16 protein-coding genes, 1 tRNA gene and 1 pseudogene are annotated in these 18,057 nt (G+C 32.8%); 10 read left to right on the forward strand and 8 right to left on the reverse strand.

Annotation, left to right across the window (positions count from 1 at the left end; translation table 11 throughout):
* Nucleotides 1-58: 58 nt before the first annotated feature.
* The 8 genes and pseudogenes from ACIQZA_RS13495 to ACIQZA_RS13530 form a co-directional block, all read right to left on the reverse strand.
* The gene (locus ACIQZA_RS13495) at nt 59-574 is read right to left on the reverse strand and encodes a hypothetical protein (protein ID WP_400934678.1); all 516 of its coding nucleotides are present in this window, start codon (nt 572-574) and stop codon (nt 59-61) included.
* A gap of 570 nt (nt 575-1,144) precedes the next feature.
* A complete protein-coding gene (locus tag ACIQZA_RS13500; protein WP_402881861.1) occupies nt 1,145-1,930 on the reverse strand; it encodes a hypothetical protein in 786 nt (261 codons plus the stop codon).
* 23 nt (nt 1,931-1,953) lie between these two features.
* A pseudogene (locus tag ACIQZA_RS13505) lies at nt 1,954-2,124 on the reverse strand (DUF2179 domain-containing protein); the annotation flags it as partial.
* A 1,679-nt stretch (nt 2,125-3,803) separates the two neighbouring features.
* Nucleotides 3,804-4,250: a hypothetical protein gene (locus tag ACIQZA_RS13510; protein WP_402881863.1), complete on the reverse strand. Its 447-nt coding sequence runs from the start codon at nt 4,248-4,250 to the stop codon at nt 3,804-3,806.
* Between the two features lie 1,023 nt (nt 4,251-5,273).
* Entirely contained in the window at nt 5,274-5,669 is a 396-nt protein-coding gene (locus ACIQZA_RS13515) for a hypothetical protein (protein WP_402881865.1), read from the reverse strand.
* A gap of 350 nt (nt 5,670-6,019) precedes the next feature.
* Nucleotides 6,020-7,042, reverse strand: coding sequence for a phage lytic cycle repressor MrpR family protein (locus tag ACIQZA_RS13520; RefSeq protein ID WP_400934671.1), 1,023 nt, complete (start codon nt 7,040-7,042; stop codon nt 6,020-6,022).
* A gap of 3 nt (nt 7,043-7,045) precedes the next feature.
* Nucleotides 7,046-8,359 (reverse strand): ParB N-terminal domain-containing protein, encoded by a 1,314-nt coding sequence (locus ACIQZA_RS13525; protein WP_400934669.1) that lies wholly within the window; start codon nt 8,357-8,359, stop codon nt 7,046-7,048.
* A gap of 1,499 nt (nt 8,360-9,858) precedes the next feature.
* Nucleotides 9,859-12,303, reverse strand: coding sequence for an AAA family ATPase (locus tag ACIQZA_RS13530; protein WP_402881868.1), 2,445 nt, complete (start codon nt 12,301-12,303; stop codon nt 9,859-9,861).
* Between the two features lie 236 nt (nt 12,304-12,539).
* Between ACIQZA_RS13530 and ACIQZA_RS13535 the strand changes: the two genes are divergently transcribed.
* The 10 genes from ACIQZA_RS13535 to ACIQZA_RS13580 all read left to right on the forward strand — a co-directional run bounded on the left by ACIQZA_RS13535 (nt 12,540) and on the right by ACIQZA_RS13580 (nt 18,033).
* Complete coding sequence (locus ACIQZA_RS13535) at nt 12,540-13,052, forward strand: hypothetical protein (RefSeq protein ID WP_132359695.1); 513 nt, start codon at nt 12,540-12,542, stop codon at nt 13,050-13,052.
* 73 nt (nt 13,053-13,125) lie between these two features.
* The gene (locus ACIQZA_RS13540) at nt 13,126-13,470 is read left to right on the forward strand and encodes a hypothetical protein (RefSeq protein WP_400934665.1); all 345 of its coding nucleotides are present in this window, start codon (nt 13,126-13,128) and stop codon (nt 13,468-13,470) included.
* Nucleotides 13,471-13,572: 102 nt separating this feature from the next.
* Entirely contained in the window at nt 13,573-13,956 is a 384-nt protein-coding gene (locus ACIQZA_RS13545) for an HU family DNA-binding protein (protein WP_132359699.1), read from the forward strand.
* A 455-nt stretch (nt 13,957-14,411) separates the two neighbouring features.
* Nucleotides 14,412-14,488: transfer RNA gene (locus tag ACIQZA_RS13550), tRNA-Arg, on the forward strand.
* Nucleotides 14,489-14,586: 98 nt separating this feature from the next.
* The gene (locus tag ACIQZA_RS13555) at nt 14,587-14,841 is read left to right on the forward strand and encodes a hypothetical protein (RefSeq protein WP_400934663.1); all 255 of its coding nucleotides are present in this window, start codon (nt 14,587-14,589) and stop codon (nt 14,839-14,841) included.
* A gap of 675 nt (nt 14,842-15,516) precedes the next feature.
* Nucleotides 15,517-15,771 carry a hypothetical protein gene (locus ACIQZA_RS13560; RefSeq protein WP_402881871.1) on the forward strand — a complete coding sequence of 85 codons (255 nt, stop codon included), beginning with the start codon at nt 15,517-15,519 and terminating at the stop codon, nt 15,769-15,771.
* Nucleotides 15,771-16,025 carry a YonK family protein gene (locus ACIQZA_RS13565; RefSeq protein ID WP_402881874.1) on the forward strand — a complete coding sequence of 85 codons (255 nt, stop codon included), beginning with the start codon at nt 15,771-15,773 and terminating at the stop codon, nt 16,023-16,025. The genes ACIQZA_RS13560 and ACIQZA_RS13565 overlap by 1 nt, the downstream gene beginning before the upstream one ends.
* A gap of 3 nt (nt 16,026-16,028) precedes the next feature.
* A complete protein-coding gene (locus ACIQZA_RS13570; protein ID WP_400934657.1) occupies nt 16,029-17,213 on the forward strand; it encodes a metallophosphoesterase in 1,185 nt (394 codons plus the stop codon).
* Nucleotides 17,214-17,227: 14 nt separating this feature from the next.
* Nucleotides 17,228-17,464 (forward strand): hypothetical protein, encoded by a 237-nt coding sequence (locus tag ACIQZA_RS13575; protein ID WP_132359709.1) that lies wholly within the window; start codon nt 17,228-17,230, stop codon nt 17,462-17,464.
* A gap of 260 nt (nt 17,465-17,724) precedes the next feature.
* Nucleotides 17,725-18,033: a hypothetical protein gene (locus ACIQZA_RS13580; protein ID WP_400934655.1), complete on the forward strand. Its 309-nt coding sequence runs from the start codon at nt 17,725-17,727 to the stop codon at nt 18,031-18,033.
* The last annotated feature ends 24 nt before the right edge of the window (nt 18,034-18,057 follow it).

Raw genomic sequence — 18,057 nt, forward strand, 5'->3', positions numbered from 1 at the left:
TTTTTATAAAGTGATTTTAATAACCCTTTGATAAATTATTATGTTTATCAATTTATTATTATTTTGGCTTTATCATTTTGCTCAGTACCTCTTGCTCGTATTTCTGTAATCCAGCGTGATTATACATGTTGTACGCCATACGAGCCATAATGTATGCGTCACGCACGTTATCTGAGTGGTGTTCATAACCCCACTTCTTATACAGTGGTAGCACTAAATCTTCCTTCTTTGCGTTCCCTATGTTACTTGCAAACTTTTTCACCTGACTTGGCGTAGCGTCAGTATAACCGAACTTTTCAGTGAAAAGCATAGCTCTAATTAACCAACCTAGTCCATATTGGAAGTCTACTGCTTTACCCTTAGCACCGTAAGCAAAACCTTCAATAACAACTTTGTCATTTGGTTGCAAGTACGATTTAATTTGTTTTGCTATTCCAATCATTCTAGCAGGGTCTTTTGTAGCTGTAGCTCGAATTTCTTCTTCTACAACTACCTCACCATTAGAATCAAGAATAACAAAACCTGTTTTAGTTGATGGGTCAATGCCCACGAACCTGATACTTTCTTTAGTCAAATTCCTTTTCTCCAATCAATTCCAAAATGTGTCATTTAAGATCTTCATTTCCCTTTCGATTGTTACAAGTTCCTCTGACTTCATAACTTTTGAGCTAACCTCTCTTATGCTAATTACTTTGTCATACATGATTTCATATGACTCAAGGTGTGTTCAGACAGTTTCAATATGCTTATCAAGTAATTTTGACACTGTGAAACACTGCTTGATAGTTGCGTTTTGAAACTCCAATAGTTCTTTACTACTTCTCAAGTGAACCTTATAGTTCATATCATAGATAAGAAAAATACATTTGTTATTATATACTATTTTATGGTTTTACCCAATGAAATGTCTAAAATTTTAAAATTCTAGATTATTCAAGTTCAAATAAATTGTCTACTCGTTTTAGGAGACAATACTATAAACATATCTCTTTTTATAGTTAGAACAACAATCATTATAAATACAGAACCCACTCTATTATTATTAGTGACACTTTTGGGTGAGCATAAAAGAAGTTATACCTCACTTTCTGAGTAACCCAACGCTATACCTACAAACAAATCATATAATTATATTACTTTTAAATCAACTTAAAAATGAAGACCAAATACCACCTGTTGCACGTTGTTTAAGCCATATAGTCTTTGTTGTAGCCTTAATAGCATGGAACAACAGACCATATAATGAATCGGCTTTACCTCGTTTATAGGCATTTATAACACTTAGAATACATTGGTAGTATTCATTTGAGTAATCTTCAATTTGAATAGCTTTATCAACTTTAGATTTAGCTTTATAAATAGTTCCTGCTAATTTATAAATTTCATCTGCGTCAAAGAAAGGGGCTAATACTCGTTGTAATGTTTCAGGTAATTTCTTTACTAATCCTTTTTTAATTAAAGATTCCTTATCAGCTTCTTTTAAAGAAAGACCCTCTTTTTCTGTATCATTTGTTTTATTAATATTTTGAGTATTGATAAGAGTATCTTCGGGTGGACATTTGGGTTGGACATTTTCTTTAGCTGGTTGAATTACAATGATATTACTGCTTTGTCGCTTGTCACCTGTAGCTCGTTTTGTTTTAAACTTCTTCACAACGTTCAATTCTACTAATTTAGAAATAGATCTTTGAACCGTTTTATAGCTTATTTCTAGGCTCTCCGCGATTCTTTTCTGACAAAGGTAGCTCACCCCTACATACTTGCAAGACCACTGTGAAATGAAGTCTAGGACAGCATATGTTGATTTAGTTAATTGCTCCTTATTTAAGTGTTTATGCGCCATTACGGCTTTATTCATTTCTTCTATGGATGGGAATAATTGTAAAGACTCATATGTATCTTGTGTGTGTTGTAGTGTAATTATTGTCATGTTGAATAGCCCCTAATCATCTATTAATTAAAAGGGTAGGAAAGCCCACCTTTAATGAATCTCTCTTTAGTGAAACTACCACCTTTTACTTCTGCAACGACTTGATTACTGGTTTTAATTTTAGTCTCTTCCATTCTAGTGATTACACAAGTTATCATCTGCATTGATTCATTTGAGTAGCCACCACAAATTTCTGATAAAGTTACGTTCGTCCTAAACGAGCTCGATAACCTAAAGTCCGTTTACCAAAGTAGTGTTGAGCAGAAGTCCAAAGACCAAATGCTCAAAAGAATGTTAATAATACTCATGCTGTAAGAATCATATTCACTGTTCCATGCTCTCTAATAACCTCAACACTTGAGCCACAGCTACTAAGAATAGGCTTTTTAACGTATGAGCTATTATCTAAGTTGAATGGGAATTGGTGCGTTGTATGTTGGTGTTACAAACTAGAAACAATTTCTGCTTCCTCAGGTGTTCGCTCCCTACTTATGTAATTTCCATAGGACAGCAAATGTGCCACATGTTTTAATAGTTCAATCCCTACTTTTTACCCTTTTCATTCTCGTATATATCAAGAACTTATAAGGATAAGCAGGTATGGTAATAATATCCATCTTATAATCACTAGGTTCATAAGCACCTCCACCCACTTCGATAGTCAATTCACCAAAAAAGAACTCAATACACCTATAATTGAAATCATCTTTCTAATAAAGTCAACTTGGGGCGTATCCCCAAACGTCTTGACTGATAATTGAAACTAGCTTTTGTTTTGTTAGACTTTCATCTTCTGCATTTTCATTTTTTACAATTTCATTATTCATAAAGAATGATTCCAATTTTAAGAGTGGTGTAACGTTGTTTAATTCAATTTTCTTTGATCATTATTAGTATCAATGAAGTCAAAGCGACTTAACACTGTATCAAAGCTCAAATAATCTAATTTAAGGAAGGGAACTAGCATACTAGGATAACCTGCTTTACTATTTCATCTTGATTTAGTGTTGGAACATACTCCTTAACCTTAACCTATAGCTTCTCAGAAGCGTATTTGATTTCCTCAATCCGCTCCTTTGGCAAAGTTAAAGCTCTATATATACCATACTCAAATTCAGGAAGATCAATAAAGAAGTCGGAATGCTTGTATAAGAACATCTTTCTACGCTCGTAATACTTAGCTACCACCCTTCTAATAACTTGCGTTAGTTTTAAAGCTATTATTGGTTGTATTGTATGACTTGTAATCAGTTGAGCTAGTCATAGCGTTATGAGAGCTATATGTATAATCATTCAAGAAAAGGAACAAAGCTTGTACCACTTTTATTGAGCTACCGCCACCGTTACATTCACAATTATATGAACCACCTCTCTGTAGCTCATTTTCCTTACACTTGTTAGCTACAGGACTGTATTCAATCTTCCACAACCCACTCTGATTCACTTGGTCACCTAATATTTATGTTGTATCAGGCTCACTCGTAAACCAACAAGGTTCATTGTCAAAACCCTGCTCCTGCTATGCATGCATACTTCATCTTTTTACTTATCAAGCATTCTTCTTATTCCATCATAATGTAATTATATTATTTTTAAAAATTAAACCAAAAACATTACATGTCATTATATTTTTTATACAACGAAAAATCAAGAAATTTTTAATAGTTTATTTAAACCAATCTTTTCTATTTGTCTAATTCCCAACTAGCCATAGTGGATTTACTCTTCATAGGACTTCTGATTTTCTAAATATTTTTAACTAGGATTCACATAGCACCGTAAGCCTACCATTTATATACATCATCTTCTGTTGGCATTGAATAAGCCAACAGAACATCTATAGCTATACCTATCAAAGCTCTCCATAAAACGCTTACACTGTTTCATCTTTCATGTGTGGATCTGAAATTTTTTCAGTATTCCTATAAAAATCGTTAAATAAACATTTATAAGATATTATATCATTACTTATATCGTGACTTTCCTGAAGTTGATTGACAATCTCTTCTCCTTTATTTTCTAGACCTCTTTTTGTTTTACTTCTTAGATTGCTCTGCTCTAGTTCATAGGCTATCTTTATTGCCCTTGACTTGACCACTAGTTGTTTTAAATTAAAGCAATTGATTGCTTCTCCTAAAAAGCTGTTGACTCGTTTTCCATATATCACTATTTCATTTATTAAAAATTGAAATTGACTCTCAGTATAGTTAAAACCACGATTAGTTATTATCATTTTTTTAATATATTCTTCAATTTCTTCATCTATCAAGTCTTTCTGATAGCTATGAAGACTTTCATATAAAAACATCATCTTATCCATTACCTTTCATTTCTTTCTTATATAAGGGTTCTAGGCATAGACGTGGTAGTCCGTTCCCAAGTCTATCCCTAGTAACACCTATATAGCTTATGACTTTTAGCTCACTGTTTGTGTTGTGTTGCATATAGGTCATATGAATTGATAGAAACTAATATTTCCGATCTGAAACGGATACTCTAAGAATCTAATCATTACTAATACACACAAAACCGAATGTATGTTCTATTTAAAGCAATTTTTTTGCCATTACCTTTAACTTCAACTGTGTAGCTTACAGATAAGTTGTTGATAATAGCAGTTTCTAGTTTCTTTTTATTACGTTGTTTTTTGTTTGTTGTCCTATCCTTCGCAAGTAAAATTGCTATTTTATCAGAAATGTAGTCAGCACTTCTGAGTAGTTTAAACCGATTTTTGTGAAAACAAAAAAATACCTCACACAACATTTCTGTTAGTGCAAGGTATTTTTAGAAAATAAGATAAACACACTTCTGTTACAATACCTTGTACTATGTTTTGGCCAATATGAAATTGATATGAATAACGTCTGAAAAACTTTATCGATGTTACATTGGTGTGTTTGATTTCAACACCCTCAACTTATGTAGGTGTACTTCCACTCCAACTTTTAAAAAGCCCCGTCTTAAAATGAAATGAGTTCGGTATTACATAAGGGTTACTTTAAGATATTTTATTCACTTCAGTTTGAGGTGCTGTTTAATTTCAACTTGCAACCAATGTACATAAGCATAGTACGAAAACATACCACTTAGAATGAATTTTAGATGGTCTAAATGTTTATCGCTATTTTGTTTATCATAATGGCAAACAACTCAAAAATAACTGATTTAAAGCTCTTAATCTTCAAATGATTCTTAAGTACTATTCTAGTACCCTTTGTATACAAAATGATTGTATCGGCTATAATAGAATTTTTCTGTGATACACAATTAGTGTTAAAAACACTAACCACTTTCATAAATCATAAAATGATCGACTTACTATAAAGGTTGATTAGTCATTTTGCTACTTTTTTTGGCAAGCTAAATCGAGCAACGCTTCAAGTGTTTTTGGATTGTATAAGATAGTGTCAATGTCAGACAGTTCCACTACTTCAATAACACTCAATGACTCAAGAGACTTAAACTCAAAAAGTTCGCCATTATCACTTTCAAAATGAACACTTTGTAAATTTTCAAATACTTCTTTTTCTTCTTTAAAAGCTTTCATGTCTCCAAAAATCAAGTCAACATAGAACTCGCCATTGTCTTGTTCTCTATTTTCAATTGGATAACTATGGAATTTTCCCTCTGTAGTTAATAAAATAAGCATTTGAGCATATTCAAATTGCTCCATCAACTCGTCAAATTTCTTACTTGCATGTGTTTTCATCATTAATCGAATACTAATAGGATGTGCCATTGTTTAGTTTTTCCCCCAACGATATGTTTTATTTTCTCTTTTGAAGGTATATGTAACTATTACTAGAAACGCTTGCCCTATTAGTTACTTTTGACAACATAGTCAATTATAACATCTTGATAGAACATAAACAAGGGCTTCTGTGTCAAAAAGCTATACTAGTAGTAGTCATTTTATCACATATACGCTTGTCGATCCTTAAATATTATTATATTACTTATATAAACATTTAACAACCGACAACCAAATATGTTAAAATTAACAACCGATCGTCGTTTAAGGTGTAGTGATAATTTAATATCAATGTTTTAGTGACACTGTGGAAGCACAATGCCACTAAAAAGAATGTATCAATCAGAATATTCAACACCCTCTAGCTCACTATATAGTTTCCCTAACTGCTCATTAAATATTTTTCTTTTTAAGTCAGTAATATTTCTATAATAGTCTTTCCCATTTGATGTTGCCATAATAGTATCGTAATGCTCTCCAATAGTTAAAAGCTCTGTTTTTCCTAGCTTTCCACTTTGTTTGAACAAAGTATATGCCATATACATCATACCACTTTGAACAATGTCTTCAGCAGTTAAATAGACATTACCAAAGAACTCTTTAAAGAATACAAACTTTCTAGTGATAAAATGTCTGTCTAATACATTACCGCCCTGTCTTCCTTTTTTTGCTTTCTTAAAAATATATTCATATTCATTAAAAGGGGTCTCTATGATTTCATCTTGATTGTTTGTTCTATATGCTGTTTGTTTATCTGCCAAAATAAGTAATTTATAAAGATCTTCGCTTATTCTTACTCGTCTAAATTCTTTAGTTCCTTCGTCATATACGTCTGCAACATAGTAGTCTTCTGAGCCTTTTTCCTCTATCACATGAAGATTTTCTTTTTTTAATGTTAATAACTCACTAAATGATTTACCTTTGATTCCCTCAAATAAAGCTAGTAACAATGCTTGGTCAGTGTAGTTATTTAATTCATCTAACATGAACATTAATTCCTCTTTGCTGTAGCGCTTGTTTTTCTCCTTTGCTACTACCTCACTTGCAAGCTCTGAATAGCTTTCAAACTCATAGAATGGGCTTGTAGTTGTCATATAATCAATATATCGTTTATAAGTATTAATATGATTGATAGCACTTGTTATTGTTGAACACTCAGCGCTTAATAACATTTCTTTTATTTCTGCCCCTGTCATTTCTGACATATCTTTATTTGCTTGAAATTCAAAAGGTGCTACTTTTAGAAATTGCCAATAAATTGTTAACTGACTATCAACTGATTCATATTGATTAATAAATGCCTTTTTTTCTTCACCGTTATATAATTTATCAAATTTTAAAACATTGTTTTGAATTGTCATTATCTATTTCCCCTTTAGCTCAATATCATCAAATAGTTTTATTATGGATTTTTCAATTTTATTAGCCACCTTACCGTTTACAACTATTCCATAGTCTTTAAAAATCTTATTTTCCCTATTGAAGTCTATACCACTCAAAATATGATTGAGGTTGCTTAAAGGTATGTTGTGTTCTTTCATTCGCTTTGCTAATTTTATGTGTCCTACGAACATCTTGTTATAAAACATTAAGTTACCATTGTCTAGTTGTTCTAAATCTTCTTGGAAGTAGCCAAATAAGTAAGTAAAGTACTCTGATAAATAATTATAAATTCCAAGTGCTTCGAGTTTATTTTTCATTTCAAAAGTACTGTCAATTGCATTGGATATTACAGCGTAGCTCACTAGTTCATTGGTGCCTTTTCCTAGTCTGTCTCTAGACGTTATTCTATCCTTCAATTCGCTATCTATGCGCAATTGTTGAACTACAAAGTCAGCGTATCTACTTGCTTCAAGTTCCTGTATTCTGCTCTTAGGAATAGGGTTAGCTTTTGCTAATTGGCTCTGATAGTTCTGAGCCTGTTTCGTTGTGAAATTAAAAAGAAGTCCAATAAAATTAAAATCCAAATCTTTATTCACTGAGTAAGCTCTTAAACAAGAAATCGTTCTGTGCATACCATCTAATATATCCAAACGTGTTCCGTCTGTTATTGTTAGAGTTCTTTCTTTGCTATTATAGATTAATTCTTCACTCTCATTAGAACTACCTAGACTGGCATTATACACAATATTTGTAGGAACTAACGTACCGTTTAATAAGTGCTTAGTAATTTCTTTGACACTATTTTGATTGATAAAAGGGGCTTTGATAACTCTTTCTTTCCTTTTGACAAATTTTGGTTGCCTTTGAACTTCAAAATTATAATTCAGTTTATTACTATTATACAGTCTTGCTATGAATTTATAATCAATTGGAAAAACATAACTACTTTGACCAATCATTGTTACATCATGTATCACAATTGGATAATCTATATAATCATTTTGCTTTGTGTTATAAAAAACTCTAATATCGTTCAATTCATTTTTATTAAATGTTTTTTTAAGGTCAAGACTCTCAATACCAAATTTTAAAAATATTTGTTCACCTATTAGTGCTATTACCCTTATATCTATTTCATCAAGTGTGTCAATATCATTAAAGTATCTTTGAAGTTCCCCTTTATTAATACCATATATCGCTAATTGACTTTCTACTTCCCTTCTAGTTTTATTATTTTCATGTATTTTATGAATGTTATCTTTAACTGATTGGATAAAGTCATTGTAAGCACTCACAACAATATGTCTCCCTTCATGCTATATAATGCATTTCTAAAAACTATTATATCATAACATATTATTAAGTTACTCACAATAACTATTTCTAATTAGAATGGGCTAGATTACGCTTATTTTGAATCTTCTTAACTTATTTTTTCAGTCCATTTTTAATCACCTTTCCCTATTCCACTCACTAAATTATATTCAGATTAACAACATCTCAGTCGCTCCATCCAACTTAATTACCATTAATGTAAATATAAAACTTCAATAAAATTTTGATTTTTTTAGTTTACATAAACCTTTCAGTATAATTTACAGTAGCCGAAAACCTATTTTTTCTATATTTATTGTATCTTTAGGAAGTTTGGTTATAAGCGCTAATTCTGTAAATCCTTTTCGAGAAACTTCTTTTATCGCTGTTATATACGTTAGCTGCTATGATTGAATAATGTCTACCAAAAACAATATCGAAGAAATTTGATATGTCTATTAAATTGTTTCTATTAAGTATTTTCTTTTCTTTGCTCCTGTTGTTTTAAGAAATTGTTCAATTGAAATTCCAATGCTACTGTTAGTCATTCTAATAATATTTGCAACTACCATATAAACACACAATCGAAAATATTATTATATAACTTTAAAATCTACTATATTTTTGATATGAAAGTTATTTAATAATGTTGTTTTTTCAAAAGTTTTTTGATTCGTTCCTTAAAATCTGAGTTACAACCACATTCGCAATTTTCATCACCTTCTATATATATTTCTAATCGGGCATTATTTACCACAATTTCAGCATTAATAAAAATTCTTGTAGTGGAGATGGTTCTTGTGCGTATATGTTTGTAACCAAACTTGTTCTCAAATTCAGTGTAGTATATACTAACAGCTTACCTAGCATTTTCACTTGGTACTTTAGATATCCTTAAACATAGAACCCATCAAAACCAATCTAAGGACAAAACACACAGCGAGTAAAATCAAATATATTAATCGAAAGCAAATCATCCCTAGAATATGCCTTACCCTCACGAATTTATTGAAAAGCGGTCTCTTACACACATAGCGACTATTAAACTTAGCAAAAATCTTGTGCTACTTCATAGCCAAAGTATGACAAAGTTGTAACTTCGCTTCACCTCATGTTGCTGATCGGAAAATCACGAGTAGTAGATGTTAAACCTAGTATCTAATAACCCCTTTTTCTTGCTTATATAATCCATCCGCTTCTCTGGTTTGATTTACAACTCAAGGCGAATTTCTTATGCCTATTTTCTTTCAACTTCCCTGTTGCTAGTAGTTCACCAAACAATTCAAAAGGGTTAATATCTAGGTTTAAGAAGTTGTTAAACAAGTCTTTATCTATTTGTATAAATCATTCTCTCCTTAAAACTCAAAAAGTGACGTTCAGGCACAGTACTATACTTTTTTTGTATATAATTATATAATTATATAATTTTTGAGGTTTTACTATTAATTATCTTAGTAGATGATTGCAACAGTGCGTAACCTTATTGCAACTTAGCGACTTGCTTAATTACTGTTTCTATATCTCCTTTAACTTTGTGTAATTCTCTAATCATATCACCTAAAAATGTTTGACGGTTTCCACTAGCGTCTGTTCCGATTGCTTTAACTAAAGCAGATGATTGTACAAGTAATACACATTTCTTTGAAGCACGAGTGATTGCTGTATAAACCCACTGTCTACATAAAAGTGAATATGCAGAGTAATCTAATACAACTACTACGTTTTTGATAGTTGAACCTTGTATGCGGTGACAAGTTACAGTATAAGCTAGTTCCAAACTATCGAGTTCTGATTGTTGGTAAATTTTAATTCCTAGTCCCTCGAAGTTAATCACCAAGCATTGAACTATTTTATTTGTGTTATAGTCCATTTTCTCAAACACATCTACAACTATCCCCATGGTACCATTGAATAAATCACCAGTGTTTGATGTTGAAATACTATCATAAAACTCAATTCTTTCCTCGTCAGTTTCCAATGTTAATAAGTATTCCTGAATCTCATTTTCAGTTAACTCATTGTCTCGCACATTATAATAATGCTCTAAATCATCATAGTAGCTGATTTCGTAGCTATTGCCCTTTACAATAACCTTGTCACCTTCCCTGAAGTCATATCCATTGTAAGACACAAATGGCTTCTCTAGGTCATTAAAGATTGATTGAGCTAGGTTATTAATTGCTTTTGCTGACATAGCACCACGTTCTTTCATAGCCACAACAACTTGGAAGTCCATTAGATCTTGAGGTGTTTTGATATTCTTTGCTTGACCTCTTAAAACTCTCTCAACGTTTTCGGGCATATCTTCTTTGTTTTGATAGTTGACCATAATCATGTCTTTGTTCTTTCCAAACTTTATCATGCCCTCTTGGTTAGCAGAGCAAACTTGAACACCTTCACGAATCTTTGTAGCTAATTCAATGATTCCTGAATCTTGGGCTTGACGGTGAACTTGATTTAACTCAATAGTTTTGAAGTATTGTGTTTGAAGTAAATCACGAAGCACATCCCCATGCCCAATACCTGAAAGCTGACCACTATCCCCTACTAAAATTACCTTAGTACCATCTTGAATTTTAGATAACATTTGGCTAAACAGTCCTGCATCTACCATTGAACTTTCATCAATGATTATTACATCATAGAATGATTTACCATCACCGATTTCTTCATCATCTGACTTCTTAACACCAATTCCAAACGTGCGGTGAATTGTTGCAGAGTCAATATCTTTCGATAAAAGAACCTGTGAAGCTTTACCACTCAATGCACATGCTTTATAAGTAAGGCCTAAAGAGTTTAATACCTCGACAATCCCTTTGACTACAGTGGTCTTACCTGTACCACCTTTACCATTTATAATAAACACACCGTGCAGAACACTCTCACGAATAGCATTTTTTTGCTCGTCAGTATATTTTACATTTAGCGCCGCCTCAGCGTCTTTGATTGCTTCATCAACATCAAAGCCAATTGGTGCTTCATATCTAGTAGCAAGTCTCAGTAAATTTCGTAATGTGTTGCGCTCATTGTTGTACATAAGAATAGAAGAAATTCTCTTATCCTCCTGTTGCCAATAGAAGTTTTTCTCACCATCCTCTGACTTCATATAGTTGCGAATATATGTGCCATTAACATCTAGTTCTTTGATAGCTTGTTCTAGGAACTCCCGCTCATTGACCCACGAATGCCCTTGATTTGCAATTTCATTAAAGTAGTATTCTGAGTAAGCCTTAATGCGTTTTGAACCAAACTTATCTTCCCCACGCATGAGAGCTACGTTGTCAATTCTTTTGAAGCTTAAACCTGAAACGATACATAGATAATATAAAGATTCTTTTGCTTTGAATAGTGCAATTGTAGAATTTCCAAACTTCTCAACAATCTTATTCAACATTCTCCCTGATGGGTTCAAGTCAGCAAGTTTCGCCATTAAAGCTCCTAAGTCTTTGTTTCGCTTGATTTCTCTCTTAATCTTTAGAGCTGTAGCTTCCCCGAAACCCTTTATTGTAGTTATATCAATTATATTATCTTTAATATCATCTACAATCATATTGTTAGGAAAGGCTTCAAGAATCAGCTTTGATTGATACTCTGATAGAACAGCTTGTAGGAAGCGCTGTTGTGCTTCTACTGTGTCAAGTGCTTCTATATGAATACGAATAATCTCATAGAACTCACCATACTTAGCGTCTGTCTGCAAATCTGATACTTCAATGTCATATTCTTGCCCCACATTCATAGCCAATGGAATGTTACCTCTAATAACAAAGTTGTTATAGCGATTCAGCTCAGGTTCGAAGTCACCCTCTATCTTAGTTGGTGCAACGCTCACAATGCCCCACATGCTTTCTTCCTTATAGTACAGCACCTTTGCAACCTTGACTTTTAGGCGGTTAGTATTTTGGTGTAAAATGTTTGGCAATTTTATCCCTACTTTCTCTTGAATATACTTAAACGGAACCTTTATATGTCGCTCCTTTATTTTATATAATTATATTACTTTTATAAACATATTTATATTAAAAACATATATAATTAAAAAATAATATATTTTTCAAAAAACACATCCAAAAATTACGAAATAATATATAATGACTAAAGTCGAAATCAACTACAAAAGGTTGGTGAAGTTACATTATATAGGAAGGAAGATTTAGCATGACACACATTACTAGTAAGGACTTAATGTTTCAACCCTTCGTCATGAATGACATTGGCGTGGTTGAGCTTTTAATAGAGTTTAGATACAAATATGATGATAACCTTTTCTTAGGCGGCGGTAGCACACTTGACGTTACAGGGGTTAAAGCTGTTAATCAAGAAGTGATAGCGACTTATGCTTCATTGGATAGACTAATCAATCAATGTAACTTCACGGATCAACAGTTACTTCTTATTAAAATGGTTGAAAAAGGCTACACCCATAGAGAAATCGGTGAAGCCATAGGCATTGAGAATCAGAATGTCAAGAAAGCGCTCAAGACCGTTTACAAAGCAGTCGTGAAAGAGAATGAGCGTCAATGGCGTAGAGTGATCTACACAAGCACTCTAGGTTTAAAAACAAAACAATGTAACAAGTGCGGTGAACACCTACCTGCAACAAACGAGTTCTATAGTGACAATAAATCAGCAAAAGACCGGTTACTTTCCATCTGTAAAACATGTCGCTAAAACAGCTTGTACAAAAAAGTATTGCAAATGTCACTTCCCACCGCCTTAAAGAATGAGAGGGTTAATTAATAAAATGAAAATTTTACTACCACACCTAACAGTGAACTTAGATAGTTCGCTAAATTTAGCACAACGCAAGCAAGTCATTGAACACCTTCTTAACGAAGAAATTGAATTTCTAGCTCAGACAATGACATTAGAAGAATATCTATTGTTTACTTGGGAAAAGCAAAACACTAAAGTAATTTTGGATATGTTCGCTTACTACCTCACTAAAGAGGAAAAGAATCTAGAAGTCTTATCTCATAAGAAAGTAAAGGAAATTAGCAAAGGTTCAGAACGCTATAGTAACTTCTCTTGTCTATCAGAAGAAGATAAGGAACAACTAGGAATCACTACTAATAGTAGTGAAGATTAACTTATAAAAAAGTAATATAATAATATATAATTATTTATTTACTGTTCCAAAGGCGGTAAAAATCACATTTTATTTTTCAGAGAAAAAGGAGCTTATAACCAAATGGCTAAATTAGGTCGTACAGATTTTATTACAGGAATCTTAGCTGAGGAACTACAAGCTACACTACCAACGGTGCGTGTATCAAAAGCGTTAGCTAAAGATATCTTAGAAGGTGACACAGATAGCGTAGAAATCCAAATAACAAAAGACTTCGGAACAGCAGTTCTTGATTCAGTAGAAAAAGCATATGTTCGTGCTATCGTTGAAAGTCAAGTTAATATTGGTTTTGGTACTTTAGGTCAGTTCAAGGTTGAAGTAAAACCTGAGCGTACTTACCGTAACCCTCAAGGTGGTTCACCAGTGGTTAAACCAACTCACTTGGCTACAAAGTTTGCTGTTTCTAAAACTTTCAAAGAAGTATTAGAAAAAACAGTTATTAACTAATTCAGTAAATGATCGGTGTGATACTGTGTGAATTTCACCTTTTTTATTCGGATTTTATTAAAAAAACCACTATTTTCAAATTATTTCGATAAAACAGTTTGTTAAAGTAATATAATAATATAATATGATATACAAGGTGAGTCACTTACCTATTTAAGCTACTGCTAATAAACTTATTGAGCGCAAGGTGTTATTCCTACCTCTTTAACATCTTGCGAACATATGAGTAAGATAATAACTAAACTCACAAACAAGACAAACAGATTAATTAGAATTAAGTAAACATCTGAGACCCAATCAAGTACTACAAAAACAACTAAAAGAACTTTCGGTGCTACCTACCCTTCGCAAGATAAAGTGAGAAGTTCTTTTGATTTCATAACTTAAACCTCCTTAGAATCAAAGTTTGAGCGTAGTTCTTCCCTTAACTACGCTCAATGCTGAAAATCAAATATGCGTCATTAGCTCAATGGATTAGAGCAACAGGTTTCTACCCTGTCGGTTGGGAGTTCGAATCTCTCATGGCGCGCCAATAAAATTTTGGGCATTTGACGTGGACTACGCCACTCGATTTTCTTTCGAGTATTTAGAGTTTCGAATACCCTATGCCCTACCAAAAAGGATATAACTATGAATTACTATATTTTAACATATGAAACTAACAACGAACTAGTTAATGAATCTTACTTGTATTCTAAGGAATCTGACGATAGTATAGATAACCGTTGGAAGGAAAGAGCATTTGAAATAGCGTTGGATAGATATTTCGATATTTATGATGAAGAAGCAGAGAAGCTTGAGATTTTTGCTTCAAACACAGCAATATCGAAAGATGATTACACAATGTATAGAATAGATGGTTTAAAAAAATTAGAGTATTTATAAAAAATTTTATCGTATCATTGCATGTTCGACCACTGCCTAATCAGCCAACAGGATTGAATCCTTATTTCACCTGTCTAATAAGCAAGCCTCTGTTCAACGCTCACCCCACTATGCGCTCGATTAGATAGTGACATTACATCTGCTTTTTATTCAAAAAACAACAGTTCGATTCTGTTCCTGAGCTTAATCTTATGTAGCTACCAATTGCGTAAAAGAATAGACAGCAATTCTATTATTCGCAGGTTAAAATCTTGTAGGTTGCTCTATGGGAGTTGGACAGAATGTCAACTGTTGCAAAAGCAGAGTAGATTCGAATCGTATCACCCCTCATATTACATCTTATATTCAAGAAACAAAGCAAAGTTAATAAAATTTTTCGTTTACTCTCCTTTCGCTTTGTTTCCTGAATATAGGGTGTGATTCAGACACAGTAACCTTAAAACAATCTAAAGAATCATTATTATTCTTTAGGGTGAATGTGTCTACTACACAACTGAATATTAAGACAATCAATTCACTATTAGAAAGGCGTAACTATTCTGATAGTGTTTTTTGTTGTAATTGGGGCTTAATTTAGTGATAAAACGTTAGATTCCTAACCCAAAATCATTGGTTCAATCCCACTAGCCCCTACAATAAAATATTGAATTTACTAGAGCAAAGGAGAAATAAGAAATGTTACACATTAGAAAAATTAAGACTATGTATGGTCTTAGATATGCAGTAGTTGACTTATTCACACACTACGCAGTAAAGCTTGATAAATTTGGCAAGTCTGTGAAGAAAAACGGAAAAGTTGAATACGATAAAATGCAAACTTATCACGCTGTAGATTACAGTGGTGGCGTTGCTATCTTCCCTGTTACACCAAATGGTTTATTACAAGCGAAAGCTGTTCAAAAGTCAGTTAAAGCAGGTGCTAAGAAATAATGGCAAAGCGCACTAACTCAATAAAACTAAAAGGTAAACTTGATATTGATTGGACTTTAGGAGAGTTAATCGTAACTGAATCTGTTAAAGATGGCGATTTCAAGTATAGCCTAAATAAATTACTTGAAGAATTTAACGGTAAAAACATCACTCTTTCTATCAAAGAAGAAGATTCAATTGCAACTATTAGCAAGTTCAATGTATCTTCTGAAACAGATGGAGAACAAGAAGAAGACTTATTTAAGGAAGATTAATAGATGAATACTAAACAACTTCCTAATGAAATCGTTGAAGAATACAAGTATCGAATCTGTGAGAACAAAAAGCTTCTTGGTCTTACATGGGAAGGTATTAGTGACCTTCTTAACAAAGAGCTTAAACTTAATTTCGGTGAATCATATTATCGCAAATGGTATAAAGCTTTCAAACAAGGTAAAGATTACGCTATTAAGCAGAGCGCTAATACCTCTGAAGAACTAGAAGAATTAAACGACAAAATTAAAGAGCTTGAGATTGCTAAAATGCAAGTTCAAGACCAAAAGCGTGAGTACAAACAATTTTTACGCCACGAAGCAAGATTGGATAATTTGCTTAAAAAGCTGATTGACTCTATTAAAGATGAAATCAACTACGCTAGACCACTTAACTACAAGAAAGCAGATGTTAAATATAATGGTGACACATCTCTTACTTTAATGTTATCAGACCTTCACAAAGGAATGGTAACAGATAACCATTGGAACACATTTAATGAAAAAGTGTTCTATGAACGCATTGAACAAACAATTAATGAAATAATAGCTTATCAAGAGTTAACTGGAGCTAGAGAGCTTCATATCATGCAATTAGGTGATTTAATTGAGGGCAATCTACACCGCCTTACTAAGATTGGTGAAACAGAAACAGCAGTTGAGCAAACTAAGTCAGTAGCAGAAGCTTTGGCTAGACTTGTTGCTATTCTAGCAAACTACTTTGAAAAAGTTAAAGTTTACAGTGTCAAAGGTAATCATGACAGAATTTCTTCTCGCAAAGAGGAGGAAATTAAGACTGAAAGTTTTCATGATTTTGTCACATGGTATATGGGAGCTCGTTTAGAAAACTTGCCGAATGTTACTATGATGGACAACAAGTATGACAGCGAAATCATAGTAGCAACAATCTTAGGTAGAACTTACTTCGGTGTTCATGGTCACTTAGATAACTATAGCAAAGTGATTCAAGACCTAACAATGATGATTCAAAAGTTCCCTACTGCTGTTTTCGCAGGTCATATTCACAAGAATTTCGAGAATGAGATTCATGGCGTAGACCTAATAGTAAATGGTGGTTTCGCCGGAACGAACAACTATTCAAAAGACAGTCGCCTACTTTCTAAGGCACATCAAAAACTACTATGGCTTGATAGAAATGGTCGTAAGGCTACATTCTATATCAAGTATTAAGGAGCATGAGAACAATGGAAGAAACAAAATGTCAAGTATGTACAACATATGAAGCTTTCGAAAATTTAATTGAAATCGGCACTGAACCTAAGCAAGCCTTTCATATTGTCGTATCACAGCTAATTGCAAGCACGTTAGAAACAGCTATTGAAGAAGCATATGACGAAGGTTATGAAGTAGGCTTCAAAGAAGCTTCTAATGATATAGCTGAAATCGTTGGTTCATATGCGAAAGCTGTAAAAGAAGCATAAATTACAAAAACTACTGCTAGATCTAAAAAACGACTAGAAATTAATCGTAATGATTTAATCGTTTTTCGATTAGCAACTACAAATTTAGTTTTAATCTCCCAGTCGCACTAGCGAAAAGTTTGAATGAGCTAAATTTAGCGTTGTTCAATACATTACTTTAGCTGAGCTAATTTCAATGAAATCAACTCCCCCCGCTTCTTAAGGACTCATATAGCGTTGCTTATGTAATAGAATTATTTAATATCAAAGGATAACACACAATGATTGCAAAATTAGATTATTTAAACTATATGCACTCATTAAAAGGCTCTATCTTTAAGATTTTGCCACTATATGAGGAAGGTGTTTCTACGCTACCTGACCACATAAATTCAGTTATTTTTGAGGTTCATAACGTAAAAGAAATCACATCTGAATATGATGGCGCATGGATTGTTCAAACTCATGCTATTCTTAATGGATTGCTTAAAGAGTGTATTAAAGAGGACAATAAACCATTCATTAAAAGCAAAGTGTTTGGAACTATTGACACGATTGAAAAACAAATTAAAAAACTAGAACAGGAATAATGTAATGTTCAGCGCTTATAGAAA

This window comes from Lysinibacillus sp. NPDC096382 (assembly GCF_044762845.1).
Taxonomy (GTDB): domain Bacteria; phylum Bacillota; class Bacilli; order Bacillales_A; family Planococcaceae; genus Lysinibacillus.

Excerpts from the sequence above, each read along its gene's own strand:
- ACIQZA_RS13500 (WP_402881861.1), bottom strand. The coding sequence starts at position 1,930 with ATGACAATAATTACACTACAACACACACAAGATACATATGAGTCTTTA.
- ACIQZA_RS13510 (WP_402881863.1), bottom strand. The coding sequence starts at position 4,250 with ATGGATAAGATGATGTTTTTATATGAAAGTCTTCATAGCTATCAGAAA.
- ACIQZA_RS13515 (WP_402881865.1), bottom strand. The coding sequence starts at position 5,669 with ATGGCACATCCTATTAGTATTCGATTAATGATGAAAACACATGCAAGT.
- ACIQZA_RS13520 (WP_400934671.1), bottom strand. The coding sequence starts at position 7,042 with ATGACAATTCAAAACAATGTTTTAAAATTTGATAAATTATATAACGGT.
- ACIQZA_RS13535 (WP_132359695.1), top strand. The coding sequence starts at position 12,540 with ATGACACACATTACTAGTAAGGACTTAATGTTTCAACCCTTCGTCATG.
- ACIQZA_RS13540 (WP_400934665.1), top strand. The coding sequence starts at position 13,126 with ATGAAAATTTTACTACCACACCTAACAGTGAACTTAGATAGTTCGCTA.
- ACIQZA_RS13545 (WP_132359699.1), top strand. The coding sequence starts at position 13,573 with ATGGCTAAATTAGGTCGTACAGATTTTATTACAGGAATCTTAGCTGAG.
- ACIQZA_RS13555 (WP_400934663.1), top strand. The coding sequence starts at position 14,587 with ATGAATTACTATATTTTAACATATGAAACTAACAACGAACTAGTTAAT.
- ACIQZA_RS13560 (WP_402881871.1), top strand. The coding sequence starts at position 15,517 with ATGTTACACATTAGAAAAATTAAGACTATGTATGGTCTTAGATATGCA.
- ACIQZA_RS13565 (WP_402881874.1), top strand. The coding sequence starts at position 15,771 with ATGGCAAAGCGCACTAACTCAATAAAACTAAAAGGTAAACTTGATATT.
- ACIQZA_RS13570 (WP_400934657.1), top strand. The coding sequence starts at position 16,029 with ATGAATACTAAACAACTTCCTAATGAAATCGTTGAAGAATACAAGTAT.
- ACIQZA_RS13575 (WP_132359709.1), top strand. The coding sequence starts at position 17,228 with ATGGAAGAAACAAAATGTCAAGTATGTACAACATATGAAGCTTTCGAA.
- ACIQZA_RS13580 (WP_400934655.1), top strand. The coding sequence starts at position 17,725 with ATGATTGCAAAATTAGATTATTTAAACTATATGCACTCATTAAAAGGC.